The organism is Bordetella trematum, from assembly GCF_900078335.1.
Taxonomy (GTDB): Bacteria; Pseudomonadota; Gammaproteobacteria; order Burkholderiales; family Burkholderiaceae_B; genus Bordetella; species Bordetella trematum.
Genome location: NZ_FKBR01000033.1, coordinates 78,515 through 102,539, shown reverse-complemented (window position 1 = coordinate 102,539; position 24,025 = coordinate 78,515). Strand labels below are relative to the sequence as shown.

Annotated in this window: 25 protein-coding genes; 4 read left to right on the top strand and 21 right to left on the bottom strand. The window is 67.1% G+C overall.

Annotation, left to right across the window (positions count from 1 at the left end):
* Window positions 1–3: 3 nt before the first annotated feature.
* The 6 genes from A7V84_RS13585 to A7V84_RS13560 form a co-directional block, all read right to left on the bottom strand.
* Window positions 4–744, bottom strand: a complete 741-nt coding sequence (locus A7V84_RS13585; protein WP_033534979.1) for a lysophospholipid acyltransferase family protein — start codon at window positions 742–744, stop codon at window positions 4–6.
* Window positions 741–1,946, bottom strand: a complete 1,206-nt coding sequence (locus A7V84_RS13580) for an amidohydrolase family protein (RefSeq protein WP_025515491.1) — start codon at window positions 1,944–1,946, stop codon at window positions 741–743. Before A7V84_RS13580 ends, A7V84_RS13585 begins: the two co-directional genes overlap by 4 nt.
* Window positions 1,943–2,749: an aspartate carbamoyltransferase gene (locus tag A7V84_RS13575; RefSeq protein WP_063491581.1), complete on the bottom strand. Its 807-nt coding sequence runs from the start codon at window positions 2,747–2,749 to the stop codon at window positions 1,943–1,945. The genes A7V84_RS13580 and A7V84_RS13575 overlap by 4 nt, the downstream gene beginning before the upstream one ends.
* Entirely contained in the window at window positions 2,749–3,144 is a 396-nt protein-coding gene (gene ruvX, locus A7V84_RS13570) for a Holliday junction resolvase RuvX (protein ID WP_025515488.1), read from the bottom strand. The genes A7V84_RS13575 and ruvX overlap by 1 nt, the downstream gene beginning before the upstream one ends.
* Window positions 3,137–3,733 (bottom strand): YqgE/AlgH family protein, encoded by a 597-nt coding sequence (locus A7V84_RS13565; protein WP_025515486.1) that lies wholly within the window; start codon window positions 3,731–3,733, stop codon window positions 3,137–3,139. The genes ruvX and A7V84_RS13565 overlap by 8 nt, the downstream gene beginning before the upstream one ends.
* Window positions 3,734–3,810: 77 nt before the next feature.
* The gene (locus A7V84_RS13560; protein ID WP_025515484.1) at window positions 3,811–3,975 is read right to left on the bottom strand and encodes a rubredoxin; all 165 of its coding nucleotides are present in this window, start codon (window positions 3,973–3,975) and stop codon (window positions 3,811–3,813) included.
* Window positions 3,976–4,120: 145 nt separating this feature from the next.
* On the opposite strand from A7V84_RS13560, the gene thiD reads away from it, so the two are divergent.
* From thiD to A7V84_RS13540, 4 genes are all read left to right on the top strand, one after another.
* Entirely contained in the window at window positions 4,121–4,927 is an 807-nt protein-coding gene (thiD, locus tag A7V84_RS13555; RefSeq protein WP_231886779.1) for a bifunctional hydroxymethylpyrimidine kinase/phosphomethylpyrimidine kinase, read from the top strand.
* Window positions 4,924–5,577: a thiamine phosphate synthase gene (gene thiE, locus A7V84_RS13550; RefSeq protein WP_025515480.1), complete on the top strand. Its 654-nt coding sequence runs from the start codon at window positions 4,924–4,926 to the stop codon at window positions 5,575–5,577. Before thiD ends, thiE begins: the two co-directional genes overlap by 4 nt.
* Window positions 5,578–5,580: 3 nt before the next feature.
* Entirely contained in the window at window positions 5,581–6,870 is a 1,290-nt protein-coding gene (gene hemL / locus A7V84_RS13545; protein WP_063939421.1) for a glutamate-1-semialdehyde 2,1-aminomutase, read from the top strand.
* A gap of 151 nt (window positions 6,871–7,021) precedes the next feature.
* A complete protein-coding gene (locus A7V84_RS13540; protein ID WP_025515477.1) occupies window positions 7,022–8,665 on the top strand; it encodes a DUF342 domain-containing protein in 1,644 nt (547 codons plus the stop codon).
* Here A7V84_RS13540 and A7V84_RS13535 read toward each other — a convergent pair.
* The 15 genes from A7V84_RS13535 to A7V84_RS13465 form a co-directional block, all read right to left on the bottom strand.
* Window positions 8,662–9,066, bottom strand: a complete 405-nt coding sequence (locus A7V84_RS13535; protein ID WP_025515476.1) for a RidA family protein — start codon at window positions 9,064–9,066, stop codon at window positions 8,662–8,664. The genes A7V84_RS13540 and A7V84_RS13535 overlap by 4 nt on opposite strands.
* Window positions 9,067–9,086: 20 nt before the next feature.
* On the bottom strand, window positions 9,087–9,515 hold the full coding sequence (locus tag A7V84_RS13530) for an acyl-CoA thioesterase (RefSeq protein ID WP_063491582.1): 429 nt from the start codon (window positions 9,513–9,515) through the stop codon (window positions 9,087–9,089).
* The gene (locus tag A7V84_RS13525; RefSeq protein WP_025515474.1) at window positions 9,515–11,167 is read right to left on the bottom strand and encodes an AMP-binding protein; all 1,653 of its coding nucleotides are present in this window, start codon (window positions 11,165–11,167) and stop codon (window positions 9,515–9,517) included. Before A7V84_RS13525 ends, A7V84_RS13530 begins: the two co-directional genes overlap by 1 nt.
* A 41-nt stretch (window positions 11,168–11,208) precedes the next feature.
* Complete coding sequence (locus A7V84_RS13520) at window positions 11,209–12,378, bottom strand: acyl-CoA dehydrogenase family protein (RefSeq protein ID WP_025515473.1); 1,170 nt, start codon at window positions 12,376–12,378, stop codon at window positions 11,209–11,211.
* Between the two features lie 2 nt (window positions 12,379–12,380).
* Entirely contained in the window at window positions 12,381–13,226 is an 846-nt protein-coding gene (locus A7V84_RS13515) for an enoyl-CoA hydratase family protein (RefSeq protein ID WP_063491584.1), read from the bottom strand.
* A 27-nt stretch (window positions 13,227–13,253) separates the two neighbouring features.
* Window positions 13,254–14,042 carry an SDR family NAD(P)-dependent oxidoreductase gene (locus A7V84_RS13510; protein ID WP_025515470.1) on the bottom strand — a complete coding sequence of 263 codons (789 nt, stop codon included), beginning with the start codon at window positions 14,040–14,042 and terminating at the stop codon, window positions 13,254–13,256.
* Window positions 14,039–16,390 carry a bifunctional salicylyl-CoA 5-hydroxylase/oxidoreductase gene (locus A7V84_RS13505; protein WP_063491585.1) on the bottom strand — a complete coding sequence of 784 codons (2,352 nt, stop codon included), beginning with the start codon at window positions 16,388–16,390 and terminating at the stop codon, window positions 14,039–14,041. The genes A7V84_RS13510 and A7V84_RS13505 overlap by 4 nt, the downstream gene beginning before the upstream one ends.
* Window positions 16,391–16,558: 168 nt before the next feature.
* A complete protein-coding gene (siaD, locus tag A7V84_RS13500) occupies window positions 16,559–17,353 on the bottom strand; it encodes a biofilm regulation diguanylate cyclase SiaD (protein ID WP_025515468.1) in 795 nt (264 codons plus the stop codon).
* Window positions 17,353–17,733 (bottom strand): biofilm regulation phosphoprotein SiaC, encoded by a 381-nt coding sequence (siaC, locus tag A7V84_RS13495; RefSeq protein WP_025515467.1) that lies wholly within the window; start codon window positions 17,731–17,733, stop codon window positions 17,353–17,355. The genes siaD and siaC overlap by 1 nt, the downstream gene beginning before the upstream one ends.
* 62 nt (window positions 17,734–17,795) lie before the next feature.
* Window positions 17,796–18,335 carry a biofilm regulation protein kinase SiaB gene (gene siaB, locus A7V84_RS13490; protein WP_025515466.1) on the bottom strand — a complete coding sequence of 180 codons (540 nt, stop codon included), beginning with the start codon at window positions 18,333–18,335 and terminating at the stop codon, window positions 17,796–17,798.
* Window positions 18,336–18,359: 24 nt separating this feature from the next.
* A complete protein-coding gene (siaA, locus tag A7V84_RS13485; RefSeq protein ID WP_025515465.1) occupies window positions 18,360–20,348 on the bottom strand; it encodes a biofilm regulation protein phosphatase SiaA in 1,989 nt (662 codons plus the stop codon).
* Between the two features lie 282 nt (window positions 20,349–20,630).
* Window positions 20,631–21,335, bottom strand: a complete 705-nt coding sequence (locus tag A7V84_RS13480) for an ABC transporter ATP-binding protein (RefSeq protein WP_025515464.1) — start codon at window positions 21,333–21,335, stop codon at window positions 20,631–20,633.
* Complete coding sequence (locus tag A7V84_RS13475) at window positions 21,329–22,141, bottom strand: ABC transporter ATP-binding protein (protein ID WP_051348252.1); 813 nt, start codon at window positions 22,139–22,141, stop codon at window positions 21,329–21,331. The genes A7V84_RS13480 and A7V84_RS13475 overlap by 7 nt, the downstream gene beginning before the upstream one ends.
* On the bottom strand, window positions 22,141–23,094 hold the full coding sequence (locus A7V84_RS13470; RefSeq protein ID WP_025515460.1) for a branched-chain amino acid ABC transporter permease: 954 nt from the start codon (window positions 23,092–23,094) through the stop codon (window positions 22,141–22,143). The genes A7V84_RS13475 and A7V84_RS13470 overlap by 1 nt, the downstream gene beginning before the upstream one ends.
* Window positions 23,095–23,096: 2 nt before the next feature.
* Window positions 23,097–24,017, bottom strand: a complete 921-nt coding sequence (locus tag A7V84_RS13465) for a branched-chain amino acid ABC transporter permease (RefSeq protein WP_025515459.1) — start codon at window positions 24,015–24,017, stop codon at window positions 23,097–23,099.
* Window positions 24,018–24,025: the final 8 nt, after the last annotated feature.

Below are 24,025 nucleotides of genomic sequence, written 5' to 3'. Positions count from 1 at the left end.
TGCTCAGAGCTGGGTCAGGATGGCTTCGCGCGCCAGGCGCGAGATTTCCAGCCGGGTGAAAGGCGAGCCGTCCGCGTGACGGGTCGCCACCGGCGCCAGAAATGCCACCTCGACCGACAGGCCGGTGGCCCCCAGCACGCGCCACAGATTCGCCACCAGCGACTCCTCGCCCACGAAGGCGGCAAAGCCGCTGCGCTTGCCATGGTGCAGGAAGCGCAAGGCCACCGGCTGGATGTCCACGCCGGCGGCGCGCGCCGGTTCAAACAGGCTGGCGTGAAAGGGCCGCAGTTCGAAGCCTTCGGAAGTCGTGCCCTCCGGGAACAGCCCGACCGCCTCGCCACGCTCGAAGCAGGCGTTGATGGACTGGCCCATGGCGTGCACGGCATGACGCTGTCCGCGCTCGATGAACAAGGTCCCGGCGCCGGCGGCCAGACTGCCGATCACCGGCCACGCGCGGATTTCGCTCTTGGCCACGAACGACGCTGCGCGCACCGTGTTGAGTACGAAAATATCGATCCATGAAACATGGTTCACGGCCCAGAGCACGGCGCCTGAAAGCCTCGGCTGCCCGAACACCTTCACCCGTATCCCGCACAATCGCATCAGCCAGCGCGACCAGAAACGATTGAGCGCCGCACGCCGCGCGCTGGACAGAAAGCGATAGACCAGGCCGACGCAGAACAGCCCGAACAGAATCCAGAGCAGCAGCAACACGGCCCGCAGGGCAAAACGCAATACGTTCAAGCAGGCATCTCCCAAGATAGGCGCCCACCCGAGAAAGTGGCGCGCACACGGCCGGGCAGCATCATACCTGCGAACGGTGTCTGACAACTGACACTACGCAGCCCGTGGAGCTGCGGCAACCATTCGTCATCGAGATCCACCAGGCACAGATCGGCCGGCGCGCCGGGCGCCAGCGTGGCTGCAGGCTGGCGCAGCACACGCGCCGGACCGCTGGTCAGGCACGCGAAGGCCTGCGCCAGGGGCAGGCTCTGGTCGCGGGCCCATTTCAGGGTCAGGGAGAGCAGCAGTTCGACGGCGCTGGCGCCTGGCCGGGTCAACGCAAATGGCCCGCTCTTGGCCGCGTCGTCCAACGGACAGTGATCGGAGCACAGGGCATCGAGCGTCCCGTCGGCCAGCGCCTGGGCAATGGCGTCGCGATCGCGCTGGCTGCGCAGGGGCGGGCGCAGATGCGCCCGCGCGTCATAGAAGCCCAGGTCCAGGTCGGTCAGGTGCAGGTGCTGGACGGTGGCGTCGGCCGTCACGGGCAGGCCCGCGCGGCGCGCCTGCCGCAACAGATCCAGCCCCGCGGCGCTGGACAAGTGGCACAGATGCAGACGCGCCCCGGTGGCGCGCTGCAGGGTGAACAAGGTCTGCAACGCCACCGTCTCGGCCTCTTCGGGCACCGCCGGCAGCCCCAGGCGCGCAGCATAAGGGCCGGCGGCAGCCACACCGCCTTGCGCCAGCGCGGCATCCTCGGGCCGCAGCCACAGGGTGGCATCCAGGTCGGCGGCATATTGCATCGCCAGCCAGAGCTGGCGGTTGCCGGGCAAAGGGCCATCGCCCTGCGCCACGGCGACGCAACCATCCTGCAAGGCATGCGCCATCTCGGCCAGCCGCCCATCGGGCCCGCACAGCGGCGCCAGCGGCAGGGCCTGCAAGGGGCCATCGATTCCCGCCTGCCCGGGCGGCAGCACCACACGGGTCACCCCGGCCGACAAAGCCGCCTGCGCCTCGCGGGCCGGATCGGCGCCGCCGCGCCAGGCCAGATCCGTCAGGCCCGGCAACACGGCCAGGCCATGCGCCTCGATCACGCGCGCCGGCGTGAAACCAGCCGGCGCGGCTGCCTGCGCCAGGATACGTCCATCGGCAAGATAAAGATCCGCCACAGCGTCCTGGCCGCGCTGCGGATCGATCAGGCGCGCGCCGCGGATAAGCCAAGTCATGGCCTTGCTCCCAGCAGGGTATGCAGCACCGCCATGGCGGCGGTTTCGACGCCAGCGGCGGGCGTGTCGCCCAGAAACAGCGCATCGGGCTGCGCGCAGGCTCTGGCGGCCGGCGTCAGGCCCCAGCGTCGGGCGTAGTCGCGCGCCGAGGGCAGTACCGCCAGCGCATCGGGCTGCAGACCCAGGTCGATGACCACATCAGCCTGCTCAAGCGCCTGGGCAGTATCGTCATGGGCGCTCAGCCCCAGTTGCGCCAACCCGTCGGGCCGCAGCGCGCGCGCGGTGGCCAGACGCAGTTGCGGCGCGCCCAGAGTGGTCAGGGCATGCACCAGGCAGCGCCCGCGGCCGTCATGGCGCAGATCTCCCAGCAGGGCGATGCGCAACTCCGTAAACCCGCCTTTGGCCTGGCGGATATGCAGCAGGTCGGCCAGCGCAGGCAGCGGCCTGGCATGCCAGCCGTCGCCGGCATTGATGACATGAGGCTGGCCGCGCGCCAACCCATGGGCGGCACCGCTGGCCTTGTGGGCCAGCACATGGGCATCTGCGGGCCTGGCCAGGGGATCCGCCCCGACCCAAAGCCCTCCGCCCAGCCGCCTGACGGCGCGCGCCATGATGCCCTCAAGCGTCGCGTCCAGCCCGCTCAGGCCGATCGTGCGTCCCTGCAGGCTGGCGGGTACCTGGGCGCCGGCCATGCGCGCGGCGCTGTCCAGCAAGCCCTCCAGCTGCACGCGCGACAACCCTTCTGTGGTCAGGAAATGACGCAGCTCGCCCTGCGGGCCGAGCTGCGGGTTGAAGCGGCGCATCAGGGCAGGCGATCCAGATAACGTTGCAGGATCACCGCTGCCGCCATGGCGTCGTCCGGCGCATTCGTGCCCAGGCGTTGCTGGGCCTCCATGCTGGAGCCGCGTTCATCGACCAGTTCGACCTCCAGGCCGAAGCGACCATGCAGCTGGTTGGCGAAGCGGCGGCAGCGCTGAGTGGCCGGCTGTTCGCCGCCATCGGTGTTCAGGGCCAGCCCCACCACCACCCGCTGGGGCTGCCACTCCTGCAGCAATTGCCCAATGCGTCCGAAGCGTTCGTCACGGCGCTCGGAAAAAATGATCTCGAGCGGCCGCGCGTGACGCGTCAGGGTATTGCCGATGGCAATACCGATTTTCTTCTCGCCGAAATCAAAGGCCAGCAGCGTTTCTTCAGGCATGTCCGGCTTCGCCCGCCAGCATGAGCGGATCGATGCCCAGCAGCCGCATGGCGGCCGGGTAGCGATCTTCGGCAGGGACATCGAAGATGATGGAAGCGTCGGCCTGCACATTGAGCCAGGCGTTCTGGCTCATTTCGCTTTCGAGCTGGCCGGCGCCCCAGCCGGCATACCCCAGGGTCACCAGCATGCGTGCCGGGCCATTGCCATCGGCCACCGCCTGCAGCACATCGCGCGAGGTGGTCAGGGCGAGTTCGCCCAGCCGGATGCTGGAGCTGTAGTCGCCGGCCGGCGCATGCAGCACGAAACCGCGATCCGTCTGCACCGGGCCGCCGAAATACACCTTGGCGTCGCCCACCGGGCCGATTTCAAGTTTCAGGTCGATGCGTTCGAACAAGGACGCCAGCGTCAGCTCGGTGGGCCGGTTGATCACCAGCCCGAGCGCGCCGCGCGGAGTGTGTTCGCAGACATAGATCACCGAGCCTGCGAGGTTTTCGTCGGCCATGCCGGGCATGGCCAGAAGGAATTGATTGGAAAAATCGGTAGCCAACGGCTGCGTGTCGTCAGGTTCCGGGCGGAGGGTGTCGGTCATCGCGATCTCCAAGAAGGGTTGAATCGCGCATCAGGCCGGCGTCATCGCCGCCCAGCGCCGTCGGGCGAGCCGACGTGTCAGATTTCCATCAGTTCGAAATCTTCCTTGCGGGCGCCACATTCGGGACAGACCCAATTGGGAGGAACATCCTCCCAGCGGGTGCCCGGGGCAATCCCTTCATCGGGCAGACCCGATTCTTCGTCATAAACCCAGCCACAGATAAGACACATCCAAGTACGCATAGTTCTCTCTTGCCCCAGCGCCCGTGGCCCGGGGGGGCCAAAGCGACAGAAGCATCCATTAGAATGGGCATATCTTACCGAAACCCCGCCGGAAGCCCCTCTGATGTAAAGCAAATGAGGGTTTCCTGCTCTGTCCTCCCCCTCCGTGACCGCTGTTACTCCCCCTATCGTACTGATTCTGGGTCCCCTGGACCCCACCGGCGCCGACGGCCTGCCGGCCGACGCGGTGACCTGTGCCCGGTTGGGCTGCCATGGCCTGGCCACGGTGACCGCCCTGACGGTGCAGGACACCGCCGGCATCGAGGACATCCATCCCACCGCATCCGACCTGCTGGACGACCAGGCGCGCTGCCTGCTGGAGGACATGCCCGTGCAGGCGATCAAGGTCGGCGCCATGTTCACGCCCGAGACCGCCAGCGTGGTGGCCCAGCTGGCGGCCGACTACAGTCAGGTGCCGCTGGTACTGCACCTGGGCCCGCGGGCGCCGCTGCCCCAGGATGCCGCCGAACAGGATGACGCCGAGGAAATGCTGGCCGCCACGCTGGAGCTGGTGCTGCCGCAAACCGATCTGGTGGTGGTCGAGCACATGCGCCTGGCGCAATGGCAGGCCGACGGCAGCATCGACACCTCCGGCTCGCCCACGCCCGCCCATGCCATGCTGGCCGGCGGCGCCCAATGGGCGCTGGTGCTGGGCAGCCCGCTGCGTCCGGGGCATCTGGTCAACCTGCTGGTCGGCAGCGATGGCAGCCAGCACACCTGGAACTGGCAGACGCCGCCGGCGCGCAGCAGCGACAGCGGTGGTCTGCTGGCGGCAGCCGCTGCCGCCTATCTGGCCGGCGGCGCCAGCATGCCGCAAGCCGTCGAGCAAGCCCTGGCCCATGCCGAGCAGGGGCTGGCCGCCAGCTTCGCGGCAGGCATGGGCCGCCCGATCCCCAACCGGATGCTGCCATGAACGCTCCCCGTTTCCCCCGTGGCCTGTACGGCGTCACCCCCGAATGGGATGACACCGCCCGCCTGCTGGACGCCGTACGCCAGGCGGCGGCTGGCGGCATGCGCGCCCTGCAATTGCGCCGCAAGCACCTCAACCCGGCCGCGCGTCTGGCCCAGGCGCGCGAGCTGGCTCCCCTGTGCCGGGAGCTGGGCGTGCTGTTCATCGTCAATGACGACTGGCGCTGCGCCGTAGAGGCCGGCGCCGATGGGGCCCACCTGGGCCGCGACGACGCCAGCCTGGCCGAGGTGCGCGCCGCCGCCCCGGGCCTGCTGCTGGGCGTGTCCTGCTACGCCGACCTGCCGCGCGCCCAGGCCCTGCTGGCCGAAGGCGCCGACTATGTGGCGTTTGGCGCGGTGTTCCCCTCGCCCACCAAGCCCCAGGCCACCCACGCCCCGCTCAGTCTGCTGGGCCAGGCCGCGGCCCAGGTTGCCGCCTGCGCCGCGCCCCGCCCGGCAGTGGTAGCCATCGGCGGCATCACCCCGGCCAATGCCGCCCAAGTGGCGGCCGCCGGAGCCGACAGCATTGCCGTCATCACCGGCCTCTTCGAGGCCCCGGACATCCGCAGCGCGGCTCAGGCCTGCGCTGCGCCCTTCACTTCCAGCCGAGCCTAAGCCATGTCCCGAAACGCTGAACTCTTCGAACGCGCCAGCCGCAGCATCCCTGGCGGCGTCAACTCGCCCGTGCGGGCCTTCCGCTCGGTAGGCGGCACGCCGCGCTTCATCGAGCGCGCCCAGGGCCCGTACATCTGGGACGCCGAGGGTACGCAGTACATCGACTACATCGGCTCCTGGGGCCCGGCGATCCTGGGCCACGCCCACCCCGAAGTCGTGCGTGCCGTCCAGGACGCCGCGACCGCAGGCCTGTCTTTCGGCGCGCCCACCGAGGCCGAGGTCAAGCTGGCCGAACTGCTCATCGAGCGCCTGCCCTCGCTCGAACAGGTGCGCCTGGTCAGTTCGGGCACCGAAGCCACCATGACGGCCATCCGGCTGGCGCGCGGCGCCACCGGCCGCAACAAGATCATCAAGTTCGAAGGCTGCTACCACGGCCACTCCGACAGCCTGCTCGTGAAAGCCGGCTCCGGGCTGCTGACGCTGGGCAACCCCAGTTCGGCCGGCGTGCCGCCCGAGTTCGTCGCCCACACCATCACCCTGGATTTCAACAACCTGCCGGCCGTGCAGTCTGCCTTTGCCGAACACGGCCAGGACATCGCCTGCGTCATCGTCGAACCGGTGGCCGGCAACATGAACCTGATCAAACCGGCGCAGGGTTTTCTCGAGGGCCTGCGCGAGCTGTGCACCGGGCACGGCAGCGTGCTGATCTTCGACGAAGTCATGACCGGTTTCCGGGTCGGCCCGCAAGGCGTGCAAGGCCTGACCGGCGTCCGTCCGGACCTGACCACGCTGGCCAAGGTGATCGGCGGCGGCATGCCGGTCGGCGCCTTTGGCGGCCGGGCCGACCTGATGCGTCACATTGCGCCGCTGGGCGGGGTCTATCAGGCCGGCACCCTGTCGGGCAACCCGGTGGCAGTGGCCGCCGGCCTGGCGACGTTGCGCCTGATCGGCCAGCCGGGCTTCTACGAAGACCTGTCGGCCCGCACCGAACGCCTGGCCCTGGGCCTGGCCGAACGCGCCCGGGCAGCGGGCGTGCCGTTCAGCGCCGACAGCGTCGGCGGCATGTTTGGCATGTATTTCCGCGCCGAGGTGCCGGCCTCCTTCGCCGAAGCATCAAGCTGCGATGGAGAAGCCTTCAAGCGTTTCTTCCACGCCATGCTGGCGCGCGGCGTGCACTTCGCGCCCTCGGCCTTCGAGGCCGGCTTCGTCTCGGCCACCCACGATGACGCCGTGCTGCAGGCCACGCTGGACAAGGCCGAGGAGGCCTTCCGGGAAATCAGGCAAGCCGCCTGAACCTGCCCGCCATAGACACCCCCGGCCCGGCCGGGGGTTTTTTTGCCCGCGCCAATGGTATGGCTTAATATGTCTTTGTATTTCTAAATATTGCTTCTCTTTTGCCACTCCCTTCGTCCGCCCCGAGCGTGGGCGCAGGCCAGGAGAACCGATGACTGCCGACACCACGTTAGACCTGAGACGCCCTGCCGGCACCAACACCCTGGTCGCCGCCTACACCCCGCATGAAGGCGTCGCCGCGCCAGCGTGGCCGGATCTGCTGGCCGCGCTGCAGACGCGGGGCTGGGATGCGGGCGTGCTGGATCAGGGCAGCGCGGTGAATTTCATCGAGGCCTGTCGGGAAAGCGCCGAACCGGTGCTGGCGGCCATCGGCGAAGTGCATGACGGCAGCTTCGAGCTGGAAATCTCGCCCGACCGGATGTCGGTGCTGCTGAGCCTGACGCCGCCACGCGGCGGCCTGCCGGTCGGCCTGGCTCAAGTGCAGGACGAGCTTCAAACGCTGGGCGTGGTGTATGGCCTGCGCGAACGCGCCCTGGACCAGGCCCTGGAGGCCGGGCGCGGCAGCGTCCTGATCGCCCAGGGCACCGCCCCGACCGCCGGCACGCCCGCCCGCTTCGTCAGCTTGCTGGAAGCGCTCAAGACACGCCAGCAGGAAGACGATGACAGCACTCCGGTCGACTACCGCGAGCTCGGCAACCTGACCCTGGTCGCTCCCGGCACGCCGCTGATGCGCCGCATGCCGGCCGAGCAAGGCCAGCCCGGCCTGAACGTGCTGGGCGAGGCGGTGCCGCCCGTCGCGGTGCCGGACACGCCCTTCGCGCGCAATCTCACCGGCGTGGAGCCGGATCCCGACGATCCGGATCTGCTGCGCGCCGCCAATGCCGGCTCGCCGATGGTGGTGCCGCAGGGGGTCCTGGTCAATTCCCTGGTCGAGGTCGAACGGGTCGATCTGGCCACCGGCAACATCCAGTTCGACGGCACCCTCAAGGTGCGTGGCGACATCGCCGCAGGGATGCAGGTACGCGTAAGCGGCGACGTCGTGGTGCTGGGCACCATCGAAGCCGCGCGCGTGCAGGCCGGCGGCAACATCAACGTCAATGGCGGCATCATCGGCCTGGCCGAGCGTCGCCATGCCTCGCGCCCCGGCGACGCCGAGGCTGGCCCGGCACGCAGCGCCCACATCACCGCCGGCGGTTCGGTCAAGGCCCGCTTCATCGAGAACGCCGTGGTCAACGCCGACAAGAGCGTGGCCGCCGAGCGCGAGATCCGCCAAAGCCGCATCTATGCCGGCGAAGGCGTCACCGTCGGCGCGTCCAACAGCCCCCTGGGCGTGATCACCGGCGGCGAAACCCACGCCGCACGCGCCGTCAGGGCTGGCAGCATCGGCTCGCTGGCGGCCGTGCCCACCCTGGTGGCCGTCGGCCTGCACCCGCACGCGGCGGCCCGGCGCGAAGCGCTGCAACAACGCCGTGCCGGGCTCCAGGAAGAACAGGCCAAGCTGGAGAAACTGATGCTGTTCCTGCGCGAGAATCCGGCACGCGACACCAACGGCATGAGCGAGCGCGCCCGCGCCACCCTGGCCCGCGTGGCCGGTGAACAGGCGCAACTGGCCATGGACGAACAGCAGCTCAACGCCTTGCTCAACCCGCTGACGGACGCCACGGTGGTCGCCGCAAGGCGCCTGCACGGCGGCGTCACCCTGATGGTAGGCGGCAAGCGCCTGGAGATTCTGGAAGACATGGCCGGCGCTCGTGCCGAACTGGATCCCGAGGCCGGCCAGGTCGTGTTGCGCTAGGCCGGCACCACCGCAGTAACCTCGATCTCGACCAGGGCGCGATCCTCGACCAGATCGGCCACCTCGAAAGCGGTCATCGGCGGGAAGTGCCGGCCGATCACTTCGCGGTAATGCCTGCCGATCTCGGGATAGGCCGCCACGTACGCCTGCTTGTTCTTCACATACCAGTTCAGGCGCACGATGTGCTGCGGCCCCGCGCCACCCTCCTTCAGCACCGCGACCACGTTCTCCAGCGCCTGGCGCACCTGCAGCGCAAAGTCATCGGTCTCGAACTGCTGCTGGCCGTTCCAGCCGATCTGTCCGCCCACGAAGAGCAGGCGCGAGCCAACCGTCATTTCGGTCATCATGCCGTTGGAGTAACCCCTCGGCGCCAGCCAATCCGGCGGTTGCAGAATCTTCATAGCGATCTCATCCTTTTGTATCAATCCTGCCCGGGCAGCAGAAACGCCTGCATGCTCGCGCGCAGATCTTCAGGCAAAGGCGTGGGGCGCAGGTCGCGCATATCCACGGTGACAAGGGCCAGGGCCGCCTCCAGGCGAAGCTGGCCGTCCGGCCCCTCGAAACGCACGGCCGCCTGCAGCGACGTCCTGCCCAGGCGCTGCAGCCAGAGGGTCTGGCGCAGGGTTTCCTGCCAGCGGCTGGGCGCACGGAACTCGCATTGCAGCGACGCCGTGGGCGTGGCGATGCCGCGCCCGACGTGCAGCGCGTGAAACGACAGCCCCAGGCCGCGCTCGAACCACTCTTCGACCAGATCGTTGATGATCTCGACGTAGCGCGGGTAGAACACGATGCCGGCCGGGTCGCAATGCCGGAAGCGGATCCGTACCTGGCTGTCATAGGCGCGCGCCATCAGCCGGCCCCCCCGGCCAGGCGGCGCAACACGAAACGTTGCAGCTTGCCGGTCTCGGTGCGCGGCAAGGCCTCGACGAACTCCAGCACGCGCGGGTATTTGTAGGGCGCGATGGTCGCCTTGACGTAGTTCTGCAGGGCCGCGGCCATTTCAGGCGTCTCGTCGTAGCCCGGCTTGAGCACCACGAACGCCGCGACCACCTGTCCGCGTTCGTCATCGTCCTTGCCGACCACGCCGCATTCGGCCACCGCCTCGTGACGCAGCAAGGCGTCCTCGACCTCGGGGCCGGCGATGTTGTAGCCGGCCGAGATGATCATGTCGTCGTTGCGCGCCTGGTAGTACAGGTAGCCGTCGTCATCCTGCACAAACGTGTCTCCCGGCAGGTTCCAGCCCTGCTGCACGAAGCGCTCCTGGCGCGCATCGGCGAGATAGCGACAGCCGGTCGGCCCCTTGACCGCCAGGCGCCCGGGCGTGCCGTTGGGCACCGGCTGCATGAACTCATCGACCACCTGCGCCACATAGCCCGGCACCACCTTGCCGATGGCGCCGGCGCGCACCTCTTCGGGCGGGCTGGAGACAAACACGTGGATCATCTCGGTGCCGCCGATGCCGTCGATCATTTCGATGCCGCTGGCCGCCTTCCAGAGCTTGCGGGTGGCGTCCGGCAGGGCCTCGCCGGCCGACACGCAGGTCTTCAGACTATCCAGCCGGTACTGGCCGGCCAGGGGCGCCATCTGGCGATAGAAGGTGGGTGCGGTAAAAACGATGGTGGCGCGGAAATCCTGGATCAGTTCCAGCAGGCCGGCCGGCGTGAGCTTCTCGGCCAGCACGCAACTGGCTCCGACCCGCAAGGGAAAGCACAGCAGCCCGCCCAGACCGAAGGTAAAGGCCAGCGGCGGCGTACCGCAGAAGATATCCTGCGGCCCGGGGCGGATCACATGGCGCGGAAACAGATCGCACATGGCCAGCACGTCGCGATGAAAGTGCATGCAGCCCTTGGGCGCACCCGTGGTGCCGCTGGTAAAGGCAATCAGGCAGACGTCATCGGCCGCCGTATCGCAGGCCTGGAATGCGGCCGGCTTGCCGGCAACCAGCTGATCCAGGGCCTGCGGAGCGCTGTCATTGAAATACACCACCTGCGCCAGATCGGGACAGAAATACTCGCTGCCCGGGTCCTGGCACAGGCGCACCTCCTCGTTCAGGCGCACATCGCACAGCACCGCCTGCACCTGGGCCTTGTCGATGATCTGTTTGAGCTCCTTGGCGCGCAGCAGGGGCATGGTCGGCACCGTCACCATGCCGGCCTTGATGGCGCCCAGCCAGGCTGCCGCCATCATGGGATGGTTCGGCCCGCGCAGCAGCACACGATTGCCGGGCACCAGTTTCATGTCCTCCTGCAGCACGTGCGCAATGCGGTTGGTCAGCGTCTGCAGCTCGGCGTAGCTCATGCTGGCCTGGCCCTGCGGCGTGGGCCAGCGCAACGCCGTGCGTTCGCCTCGGCCCTGCCCCACCATGGCATCCACCAGTTCGACAGCGCAATTCAGGCGCGCGGGATAGCGCGTGTCCGGTCCATCGAGCAGCAATTCCGGCCAGAGCTGCGGCGGCGGCAGATGATCGCGGGCGAAGGTGTCCTTATGCGCGGATGCTTCCATGATGTCCCCCTGTTGCCTGTGGTATCGGATGTCGCCTGGGCTCAGTCCTTCAACAATTCCCGGGCAATGATGAGCTTCTGCACTTCAGTGGCCCCCTCGTAGATACGCAGGGCGCGGATTTCTCGATACAGCTTCTCCACCGGCTGGCCGCTGACCACACCCGCGCCGCCGAACATCTGCAAGGCGCGGTCGATCACCTGCTGGGCCGATTCCGTGGCGGCCATCTTGGCCATGGCCGCCTCGCGTGTGCTGCGGCGGCCCAGAACATCGCGCGTCCAGGCGGCGCGGTAGGTCAACAGCGCCGCGCCATCGATCGCGCAGGCCATCTCGCCCAGGGCGGCCTGAGTCAATTGCAGATCGGCCAGGGTGTGGCCGAACATGCGACGCGTGCGGGCATGCTGCAACCCCTCGTGCAGGGCTCGACGCGCGAACCCGAGCGCCGCGGCAGCGACCGAGGCCCGGAAGATGTCCAGCGTCATCATGGCCAGCTTGAAGCCCTGGCCCGGCTCGCCCAGACGGTGGCTGGCCGGAATGCGGCACTGCTCGAACCGCAGCCGGGCCAGTGGGTGCGGCGCCATCAGGTCGATGCGCTCATCGATGAACAGGCCCGGCGTGGAGGCATCGACCACAAAGGCGCTGATACCGCGCGCCCCGGGCGCTTCACCGGTGCGCGCAAACACGCAATAGAAATCGGCAATACCGCCGTTGGAGATCCAGGTCTTGACGCCGTCGAGCACGTACTCCCCGCCATCCAGGCGAGCGCTGCAGGTCATCGCGGCCACGTCCGAACCGGCCTGCGGTTCGGACAGGGCAAAAGCGGCAATGGCCTCGCCACGTGCCACGCGCGGCAGATAGGCGCGGCGCAAGGCCTCGGAGCCCATCAGCGAGATCGCGCCACTGCCCAGGCCCTGCATGGCAAGCGCGAAATCGGCCAGCCCCTCATGGCGGGCCAGGGTCTCCCGCAGGATGCAGACCGCGCGCGAGTCCACTTCGGGCAGACGACCGCCCCAGGCCCCGTCAGGGCCGGCCGGCACGCAGTAACGCAGCCAGCCCCCCTCGCCCAGCGCCGCCACCAGCTGGCGGCAGGCCGTATCGGTATCGCGATGATCGATGCCGGGCAGCACCCGTTCGCACCAGGCTTCCAGCGCGGGCACAAGCTCGCGGTGGGTTTCATCGAAGAAAGGCCAGTCCAGCCAGCTGCGATCCCGCATCGTCAGTCCCCTTCGAACACCGGCTTGCGCTTGTCCACGAACGCCTCGTAGGCTCGATGAAAATCGCGCGTCTGCATGCAGATGGCCTGTGCCTGGGCCTCGGCCTCGATGGCCTCGTCCAGGCCCATGTTCCACTCCTGGTGCAATAGTTTCTTGGTAATGCCGTGCGCGAAGGTCGGTCCGGCCGCCAACTGCCCGGCCAGCGTCTCGGCCGCCGCAGCCAGTGCCTCGCTGGCATGCAGGGCATTGAAAAAGCCCCAGGCCAACCCTTCGTCGGCGCTCATCGCGCGGCCGGTGTACAGCAATTCGCTGGCGCGCCCCTGGCCGATCATGCGCGGCAACAGCGTGCAGGCGCCCATATCGGCGCCCGCCAGACCGACGCGCGTGAACAGAAAGGCCGTGCGTGCGGCCGGCGTGCCCAGCCGTATGTCCGAAGCCAGCGCCATCATGGCGCCGGCGCCGGCGCACACGCCATCGACGGCGGCCACGATAGGCTGCGGGCAGGCGCGCATGGCCTTGACCAGATCGCCGGTCATCCGGGTGAAGTCCAGCAGCTGCGGCATGCACATGCGCGTGAGCGGCCCGATGATCTCGTGCACGTCCCCCCCCGAGCAGAAGTTGCCGCCCGCTCCCGTGACCACCACGGTTTTGATATCGGTGGCGTAGACCAGCCCGCGGAACAGGTCGCGCAGCTCGGCATAGGAATCGAAGGTCAGCGGGTTCTTGCGTTCCGGCCGGTTCAAGGTAATGGTCGCCACCTTGTGGTCGGACGAGACCTCCCAGCGGAAATGGCGCGCCGTGTAACCTGCCATGGCCTGCCTGTGGTGCTTCATGGTGTGCTCGCTCATGGAATCTCCTGAATGGTTCGGGACGGATCAGGCGGCGGCTTCGCCGCCATCGACGGCAATCGCCTGGCCATTGACCGAGGCGCTTGCCGGCAGCGCCAGCCAGGCGACGGTGTCGGCCACTTCCTGGGGCTGCACCAGCCTGCCTTGCGGATTACGCTGCGCCAGACGCGCGCGCGCCGCGGCCTCGTCCAGGCCGGTCTTGCGGATGATGTTTGCGACGGCGTCGCGCACGATGTCGGTCTCGGTGTAGCCCGGGCAGACGGCATTGACCGTCACCCCCTTGCGGGCCACCTCCTGGGCCAGCGCACGCGTCAGACCCACCACCCCATGCTTGGCCGCGCAGTATGCGCTGACATAGGCATAGCCCAGCAGCCCGGCCGTGCTGGCCACATTGATCACCCGGCCCCAGCCGGCCTGCAGCATGTCGGGCAAGGCAGCCTGGGCGCAGTGAAAGACGCCGCTCAGATTGACCTGCAGCATCTGCTGCCACAGCTCGGCACTGGTGCGATCGAAGCGTTCGCTGATGGCCTGTCCGGCGTTGTTGACGAGAATGTGCAGCGGCCCGCGCGCCGCGCGTGCCGCGGCGAAAGCCTGTTCGACCTCGCCTTGCCGTGCGACATCGCCGCAGACATAGCCGGCCGTCACGCCAGCGGCGGCCAGCTGTTCGCACGCAGCCTGCAGGCCTGCGGCCTGGCGGCCCATCAAGGTGATGACAGCTCCCTGAGCGCCAAGCGCCTGGGCGCAAGCCAGTCCGATGCCTCGCGCGCCCCCCGTGACCAGGGCGTGACGCCCCTGCAACGGCGACAGAACGGTCATTTCGTTTCTCCCTGCGGCGACAACGCCGCCCGCTCGAAAAGGGTTTCCAACTGACGCTTGCCTGCCGCATAGGCAGGCGGCCAGGCGATATCGCGATAGCCGATGCGCGCGGCCTCGCGCAGGGTCCAGGCCGGATCGGCCAGGTGTGGCCGCCCCAGCGCGCACAGGTCGGCCCGACCCGAAGCAATGATGGCATTGGCATGGTCGGCCTCGGATATCGCCCCCACCGCGATGGTGGCGATGCCGGCCTCGTTGCGCACCCGGTCGGCAAAGGGGGTCTGGTACATCCGTCCATAGACGGGTTGCTGCGCCGGGCTGACCTGGCCGGAAGAACAATCGATCATGTCCGCGCCGGCAGTCTTGAAATGACGTGCAATCTCCACGGCCGCGTCGCCGTCGATGCCGCCCTCGACCCAATCGTGCGCCGAAATGCGCACCGAGATCGGCTTGCCCGCCGGCCACGCCTCGCGCACGGCGCGAAACACCTCCAGGGGAAAGCGCAAGCGGTTTTCCAGGCTGCCGCCATAGACGTCCTGGCGCTGGTTGGTCAGGGGCGAAATGAAGCTCGACAGCAGATAGCCGTGCGCACAATGCAGCTCCAGCCAATCAAAACCCGCGTCGTCGGCCCGTCTCGCGGCCGCCACGAACGACTCGCGCACGCTCTCCATCTCGGCGCGCGTGATTTCGCGCGGTACCTGTGACACGCCCGGCAGATAAGGCAGCGGCGAGGCCGAAACCAGGGGCCAGTTACCGCTGTCCAGGGGGTGATCGATACGCTGCCAGCCCAGCTGCGTGGATCCCTTGCGCCCTGCATGACCCAGCTGGATGCCGATACGCGCCGGTGTGGCGGCGTGCACAAAGTCGACGATGCGCCTGAAAGCCTGCGTCTGCGCATCGTTCCACAGGCCGGGACATCCCGGCGTGATGCGCGCCTCGGGCGACGGACAGGTCATCTCGACCATGACCAGGCCCGCCCCGCCCATGGCGCGCGCACCCAGGTGAGCCAGATGGAAGTCGCCCGGCACGCCGTCGACGCAGGAATACATCGCCATCGGCGACACCACGATGCGGTTGGGCAAGCGCACATCACGCGCCTGATAGGGCGTCAACATCGGCAGGGGCGGACGCTGCCCTTCGGCCAGCGGCTGCCCGCTACGCCCGGCCACCCACCGCTCGTGGCCCTCCAGCCAGAGCGGGTCGCGCAGACGCAGATTTTCGTGCGAAATCCGTTGCGAGCGCGTCAGCAGCGAATAGGCGAACTGTTCAGGCGGCAGATCGGCATAGCGCGCCACGTTCTCGAACCATTCGGTCGAGTTGCGCGCAGCGTTCTGGATCTTGAGCACCTCCACACTGCGCAAGGACTCGTAGAGCGTCAGGGCCGCCGCCATGTCGTCGGGCTGCGCCTGCAACGAATGCGCCAGCTCGATGGCATCCTCAAGCGCCAGCTTGGTGCCAGAGCCGATGGAAAAATGCGCCGTGTGCGCCGCATCTCCCATCAGCACCACCGGGATATCGCGCAGCCCGCGCGCCGTCTCCAGCGTGTTCCAATGCACCCAGCGCTCGCAGATCACTCTCGGGAAGCGGATCCAGATGGCCGAACCACGCAGATGAGCGGCGTTGCTGATGAGCGCCTGGCCATCCAGCCACGGGGCGAACAGGCGCTCGCAGTAGGCAATGCCTTCCTCCTGGCTCATCTGCTCGATGCCCGCCGCGCGCCAGGTTTCCTCGGGCGTCTCGACAATGAAGGTCGACAGCCCGTCTTCGAAGCGATAGGCGTGCGCCTGGAACCAGCCGTGTTCGGTCTGCACGAAGGCGAAGGTGAACGCGTCAAAGACTTTACGGGTGCCCAGCCACACGAAGCGGCAGCGGCGCTGATCGATGTCGGGCAGGAAGGTGCTGGCATAGCGGCCGCGCACCGCGCTGTTGATGCCATCGGCGGCGATCACCAGATCGGCGTCATACTGCCGGGCGATCTGCTGGTCATTTTGCACGGTCGTCTCGAACACCAGCCGCACCCCCACTGCCTCGCAGCGCGCCTGCAGGATGTTCAGCAGGCGCTTGCGACCGATGCCGATGAAGCCATGGCCCGCGCTGCGCAGCGTGCGGCCCTTGAAATGAATATCGATGTCGTCCCAGTGATTAAAGGCCGCGACGATGGTCTCGGCCGACACCGGATCGGCCTGACGCAGGTTTTCGAGGGTGGCATCCGAGAACACCACCCCCCAGCCGAAGGTGTCGTAGGGCCGGTTGCGCTCGATCACCGTGACCTCGTTGGCCGGATCGCGCAACTTCATCAACAGGCCGAAATACAGACCGGCAGGACCCCCGCCTATGCATACGATCTTCATTGCCTTCGCTCCGTCGCCGCCTGCGGCAGGTGATCACGGCCGCAAGATATATTCAAGCCTCAATAGTTTAGGCTTGAAATATATACCCGAAAGGCAGGCGCGCGCCAATGGGGAAAACACTGCGCCTGTCAGAGAGCAAGGGAGAGAGGACAGGCCGGCGCCGGCGCCTCAGGATTGACCGGCCGACAGGGCCACGCGATCCCGTCCGTCGTGCTTGGCCAGATAGAGCGCCTGATCGGCCCGGCTCAAGGTCTCGGAAAACGTTTCACCCAGGCGATGGTCGGCCATGCCCACACTGACGGTCAGGCGCAACGTCTCGTCACCCACCCCGACAGACAGCGCGCGCACCCCCTCGACCACCCGATCCAGCGCCGGCTGCGCCGCTGTCAGGCTGGTATCCGGCAGCAACAGCAGAAACTCCTCGCCGCCCCAGCGCCCGCATTGATCGGTTGCGCGGATACTCTGCAGCAGCACGTTGGCCAGCTCCACCAGCACCCGGTCGCCGGTGTCGTGGCCATACCGGTCGTTGACCGACTTGAAGTGATCCACATCCAGCATGGCCACCACAAACCCCTGCCCGGTCCTGGCGGAACGTTGCACCTGACGCCGTATCATCTCCATGAGCGCCCGTCGGTTGAACAGCCCGGTCAGGGGATCGCGCCGCGCAGTCTCCTCCAGCGTCTGGTTCAGATCGCGCATCATGCTCTGATAATGGTCGGAGATGCGTGCAATGCGCGACAGCCTGCGTAACTGCCGATCAAAGCGCTCGTACAAGCCCTGCTCGCGCTTGAGCGCCATGGACTGATAGGCGTCCGAGATCTGGGTCACCCGCTCGATGCGCGCCATCTGCTCCTGCGTCTGGCGCCACAACTCATCCAGGGCCTCGCGCAGCGGATGTCCGGCATACGCCGGATCCGCAAGCAGCGCCTCGATACGCTGGTCCAGGGCTGGCTTGCCGTTCATCACTGCCTGCCGACAACGGAGAACGGGAAGGTGCAGTCTTCCTTGAATTCCTCGGCCAGCTCGCCCACCCGCTCATTGCGGGTATCGTAGAACCAGGTCACGCTGACGTCGCGCCCTTGCTGATGCGCAGCCTCCAGCACATCGAAAATATCCATCATGGACTTGATGCTGCTGGTGTTCAGGTACAGCAGATCAAGCTCCACCCGCAAGGGGGTATCGCAGCGCTCCAGAAACTGCTCCACCCACTCGATCACCGGCCCGAACAGCTCGAACGAGTTCTCCGGATAGGAGTCGCCGCCCATCGTCAGCAGACCGGCAGCGGCGTCCGTCCGGATGCTGGGCGTGGACTGCGTGCCTGCAATATTCAAATCACTACTCATCGCTCACTCCAAAGATTATTCCCCCAGCCTGCGGCGTCGCGCATCGCAGGCCGGCCCCCAGCTCAGATGACCACGCTCAGGCTGAAGAAATCCCACCCCGGCTGAGCGCTATCGCTCAGGCTTGCCTGCAATGGCGCTCCGGCGCGACGTGCGATATCGATCAGCCCCAGGCCGGCTCCGCTCGGCACGCCCGGTTCGCGCGGCTTGTGCAGCTGCGTCTTGTAGGCGGCCTTCAGCGCCGCCTTGTCCAGAGTCGCCAGCTCACCGATGCGCCCGACCAGCGTGCGGCCATCCGGCTGGCGCACCAGGTTGCCTGCCGACACCACATAGCGGCCCTCTTCGTTGCGCCCGATCACCACCGTGGCGCGGGCATCGCCATTGCCGCAGCTGGCCGCATACTGGCGAATGTTCTGCACCATCTCGATATAGACCGAGAACACATCCATGGCCTCGGCAGGGCGCGCATGCTCGACGCTGAGATAGTTCTTCAGCGCGTTGCCCAACTCCTCGATCAAACTGCGGGAAATCGGGCCGTTGAAGCACAACAGCACGCGGTTCTGATCGAATCGCTCGCCCAGTGCATAGAGATCGGCAGCGTTCATGTGAACAACCCCAAAGAGAAGTGTTTAGTCGAAACGGAATGACAGCAGCGTGATGTCGTCACGTTGCGGCAAGCCGCCCTGATATTCGGCCAGCGCCTGGGCAAAGGCCTCGGCCTGGTCTGCCATGGACTCGCGCGCATGACGCTTGAGCATGGCGGCAAAACGCGTATTGCCGAAACCGAAGCCGAACTCGCCGCCGGCCTGGTCCAGGAATCCATCGGTCGCCAGGTAATAGGTCCAGCCCGACAGCAAGGGCAGCTCGACGTTCTCGTACTCGCCGCGCCGGCGCTCGCCCAGCGCGCGGCGTCCACCCTGGACCTCGCGCGCATCGTGGCCATTGCTGGCGTACAGCGAGATCTTGGCGCCCGCGTAGATCAGGCGGCTGTTCTCACGGTCCACATAGACCAGCGCGGCATCCGTGTTGGTGGCCAGCGCGCGCGGCAGCTGGGCGTCGGCCAGCATGGCGCGAATGGCGCTGTCGGTACGCGTCAGGATGCCGGCCGGATCGCGCGGCCCCATCTCGCTGACCGCCAGATCGATGGCCGCCCGCGCCAGCATGGTCATCAGTGCGCCCGGCACGCCATGGCCAGCGCAGTCCATGATGCCCATCAGGCAGTTCTCGCCATCCGAGCGGAAGACATAGAAATCGCCCCCCACCACATCGCGCGGCTTCCACAACACGAAGTGATGCGCGCCCAGCGATTGGGTCATCTGACGATCTGGCAGGATGGCGCGCTGGATCAGGCTGGCATAGTCGATCGAATCATCGATTTTCTTGCGCGCCGCCGCCATCTCCCGATTGGCCGACTCCAGCTCGGAGGTGCGCTCGCGCACCTTGCTCTCCAGCTCGGCGGTATGGCGGCGCACCTTGTCGGCCATCACCCCGAAGGCACGGCTCAGATCGCCGATCTCGTCCTGGCCGCCCGGCGGCAGGCGCACATCGTAGCTGCCGTCGGCAATCGCGCGTGCCGACTGCTGCAAACGGCGCAGCGGCCGCAGCATCAGGCGTTCGATGGCAAAGCCAAAGCACAGCACCAGGGCGACGAACAGCAGCAACAAGCCCACGACCGCCGGCCACAACCAGCTAGGATCGACCAGACGCGCCGCCCCGAAATCCACCAGGGTCACCACGCTCCAGCGCAGCTCCGGCATGTAGGCCACCGCCACCAGCTGGCGGTTGCCGTCGACCGAGGCCCAGGTCATGGCGACCTCGTCGGGGTTCTCGACGGACTCCTGCAACGCCGCGCGCAGGTTCTCGCGGCTTTCGCCGGCATCGACCAGCGAAAAGACCGTGCGGTCCAGCGCCACGCGCCCGGCGGCGCCGGAGTTGTAGGCAATACGCCCCGGGTCCTGGTAGGCCTGGATTGCGCCGGCGCGATCGACGATGACCGGCGTGACGCCGGCCCGACCGCTGTCGACGAACTCCTTCAGAAAACCGCCCACGTCCATGCCGGCGCCTGTCAGGCCCAGCACCTCGTCGCCGTCGCGGATCTGGGCATTGATCCACACCTTGGTGGTGTTCAGCTTGAGATCCGGATTGACGTTGATGTTGTAGCGTTCGGGGGACTTGATCGAGGCGTAGAACCAGCCATCGTCAACCGCCTTGGGGCTGAGCGTGTAACGCACGCGATCCGACTGCTCGACCGGATCGCTGAAGTAATAATTGCCGCTCTCGGCGCTGGCGATGAAGTACGTCTGGCCGAGGAAATCGCGCCGATAACCCTCGGCTTCGCGGAAGAACAGATCAAGCGCTGCCGGGTCATGCTCGTTGCGCAACCAGCGCCGCGTGACCTCACTGTTGGCCAGGCGCATGGAAAGCGCCATCTCGCGCGAAATCGGCGCCAGGATGCGCTGACGGCTGAGCTGGGCGAAATTCTCCGCGAACGCGCGCCCGAAATGATCCCTCACCCCGTCAAAAACCAGCCATGTGATCAACACGGCGGGGGCCAGCATGACCACGCACGCCAGCAACAACGCCATGAAGGACTTCTTGCGCAAACCCCACTTCGCCATTCGACATTCCCCTGCGGGCCGATAGCCCTGCCACAGCGGAGACTCTCAACGATGGCCGGTCTTGCCCGCGCCTCCCCGCGTGCCTTGCGAAGTCGCCGATGCCGCAGCGCAACGTAAGGCGCCGCTAGTGTAGTTGCCATAGGCCGCAGAAGGAAACACACCCATACCAACGCGCGGCACTATATCTGATTGTTGCGCAATATTGTGATAATCGTGGGCGTTACTTGCTTTGTATGTCCGAATAATTCCGCGACAACATTTGGATCGGCAGGCCTTGCCCGCCTACACCCCCAGATAACGCTCCCAGAGGCCGCGATCCGCATCCAGGGCGGCAGAATCCCCCGTCCAGACCACTTTGCCGCGCTCCAGGATGACATGGTTGTCCGCCAGCGCCAGCAGGCGTTCGACATATTTATCGATCACCAGCGTGGTCTGCCCGGACGCGCGCAGGCGCGCCAGGCATTGCCAGATTTCCTCGCGGATTTTCGGCGCCAGGCCCTCGGTCGCCTCGTCGAGGATCAACAACTGCGGATTGGTCACCAGTGCGCGCCCGATGGCCAGCATCTGCTGCTCGCCGCCGGAGAGCTGGTTGCCCATATTGCCGGCGCGTTCACCCAACCTTGGAAACAGTTCGAAGACGCGCTGCGGCGTCCACGGCTCGCCCATGCCAGGATTGCGCCGCGCCGTGAAGGCCGTGAGATGCTCGCGCACCGTCAGGTTGGGAAAACACTGCCGGCCTTCGGGCACCAGCGCCAACCCGGCCCGCGCGATGCGGTCCGTGGGCCACTGCCCGATCGACTGACCGGCAAAACGGATAGTCCCGCTCCGCAGGGGGAGTTGGGCGAACAGGGTTCGCAACAGCGTCGTCTTGCCCATGCCGTTGCGCCCCAGCAGCGTCACGACCTGACCGGCGCCAATTTCCATATCCACGCCAAACAGCACCTGGCTGGCGCCATAGCCGCTGGCCACGCCTTCCATGCTCAGCATGTCTTCTCCTCGGCATGCTCGCCGTCATCGCCCAGATAAGCCTGGCGCACGTCGGGATTGGCGCGTATTTCCTGCGGCGTGCCGGTGGCGATGACTCGCCCGTAGACCAGCACCGAAATACGGTCGGCGAGCCGGAACACCGCCTGCATATCATGTTCGACCAGCAGCATGGCTGCCCGGCCGCGCAGGGATTCGATCAACTCGGTCAGCCGCAGGGTCTCGTCAGGCCCCATGCCGGCCATGGGCTCATCGAGCAGCAGCACGCTGGGGCGCGCGGCCAGCGCCAGCGCAAACTCCAGCTTGCGCTGCTCGCCATGCGGCAAGGTGCCTGCCGCAAGATCCAGCAAGCCAGGCTCGATGGCGCACTGCCGGGCGAGCTCGTGTGCCTGTTCATACAGCGCCGATTCGGCCTGACGCGGCCGCCAGAAGCGAAAGCTGCTGCCGGCATGCGCCTGCACCGCCAGCAGAAGATTGTCCAACACGGACAGGCTGCGAAAGATGTTGGTGATCTGATAGGAACGCGACAGGCCGTGGGCCACGCGCTCGTGCGCGCTCAGGCGCGAGACGTCCTTGCGCCCAAGCTGCAGGGTGCCGGCATCGGCCGGCAGCGTGCCCGACAGCAGATGGATCAGAGTGGACTTGCCCGCGCCATTGGGCCCGATCAAGGCATGGATTTCACCGGGCGCCAACGTCAGATCCACCTGGTCGGTGGCCAGCAGGGCGCCAAAACGACGTACCAGGCCACGTGCCTGAAGGGCTGGCACGACGGAGGGCTGGCCGGGCTGAGCGGGGCGGGAGGCAGGCATCATGGTTTCGTCTTTGCCACATCGGCGCCGGGACGCGCCACGAACAGGCCGGCCAGGCCGCGCGGCGCGCCGAACACAACGGCCAGCAACAACAGACCCAGCGGCAGATGCCAGTATTCGGTCCACTGGCGCAGCACTTCTTCGAGCACCAGCATCACGGTCGCGCCGGCCACGCCGCCATAGCGCAGGCCGATGCCGCCGACCAGCACCATGATCAGAAGGTTGGCCGACTGGGTCCAGTGCATGAGGCTGGGCGAGATGAAAAGATTGTGGCTGGCCAGCAAGGCGCCCGCCAGTCCCGCCAACGCGCCGGACAGCGCAAAGGCCGTGAGCTTGATGCGGTAGACCGGATAGCCCAGGGCCTCCATGCGCGCCTCGTTCTCGCGCACGCCCTGCAGCGCCATGCCATAGCGCGACGCCACCAGACGCCCGAACAGGAACAGGCAGAGACAGAAGATCGCCAGCACCACGTAATAGAAGCTGCGATCATCGGCCAGATCCAGCCCGGGCAGCGTCGCATAACCCGGCAGGTTCAGGCCATCCTCGCCGCCATACTGGCGCAACGAGATGAAGATGTAGAACACCATCTGGGCAAAGGCCAGGGTGATCATGATGAAATACACGCCGCGCGTACGCAGGGAAATCGCCCCGATCACCCAGGCCAGGAACCCTGACAGCACGATGGCCGCGCCCCAGCCTGCCAGCGCCGAAGTCACGCCGCTGGCCGCCAGGATGCCCACGGCATAGGCGCCCGCGCCAAAGAAAGCCGCATGGCCCATCGCCACCATGCCGCCATAGCCCAGCACCAGATTCAGGCTGGTGGCCGCCAGCGCATAGATAAGCACGCGCCGCAGGAAAGACACATAGAAATCCAGGTCCAGCGCCGGCGCCACCAGCGGAAAAGCCACCAGCGCGGCCAGCAACAGCCAGGTCCAGAACAGGCTTGCGCGCATGTTCAACCCCGCGCCGGAAAAAGGCCCGAGGGGCGGAACACCAGGATCCCCGCCATCAGGACATAGATCAGGATCGCCGCCAGCGTGGGGCCCACGCTGGAGGCCACGGCCGGCGAAAAAACCTGCCGCAGCAACATGGGCAGAAAGGCGCGCCCGGCGGTATCGACCATGCCGACCAGCAAGGCTCCGACGAAAGCGCCCCTGATGGAACCGATGCCCCCGATCACGATGCACACCAGCACCAGGATCAGGATCTCTTCGCCCATGCCGACCTGCACGGCCGTCACCGGCCCAAGCAGGGCGCCGGCCACGGCGGCCAGCACGGCTCCCAGCACGAAGACCCCCAGAAACAACAGCGGCACGCGCACCCCCATCAAGGTGGCCATCTGCCGGTTGGAAGCGCCCGCCCGCAGCAGCACGCCGGCGCGCGTGCGCGTGACGAACCAGTACAGGCCCAGGGCGGCAGCCAGGCCGACCACGATGATCATCAGGCGATAGGCCGGGTACAGCAGATCGGGCAGCAGGCGCACCGGCCCCGACAGCACCTGCGGCATATTGAGCATCATCGGGGCGGGCCCCCAGATCATCTTCACCACATCATTGGCGATCAGGATGATGGCGTAGGTGCCCAGCACCTGGGCCAGGTGATCGCGCAAGGCCAGCCGCCGGATCAGCACCACCTCCAGCAGCGCCCCGACCAGCCCGGTGGCGATGGCCGCCACCAGCACGGCGGCTGCGAACGAACCGGTGCGCTGCATGGTCTCGGCCGCGACATAGGCGCCCGCCATGTAGAGCGAACCGTGCGCCAGGTTGAGGATGTCCATGATGCCGAACACCAGGGTCAGACCTGCCGCGATCAGGAACAACATCAAACCGAACTGCAATCCATTGAGCAATTGCTCGATGACCAGCGTAAACGTCATGAACCCAT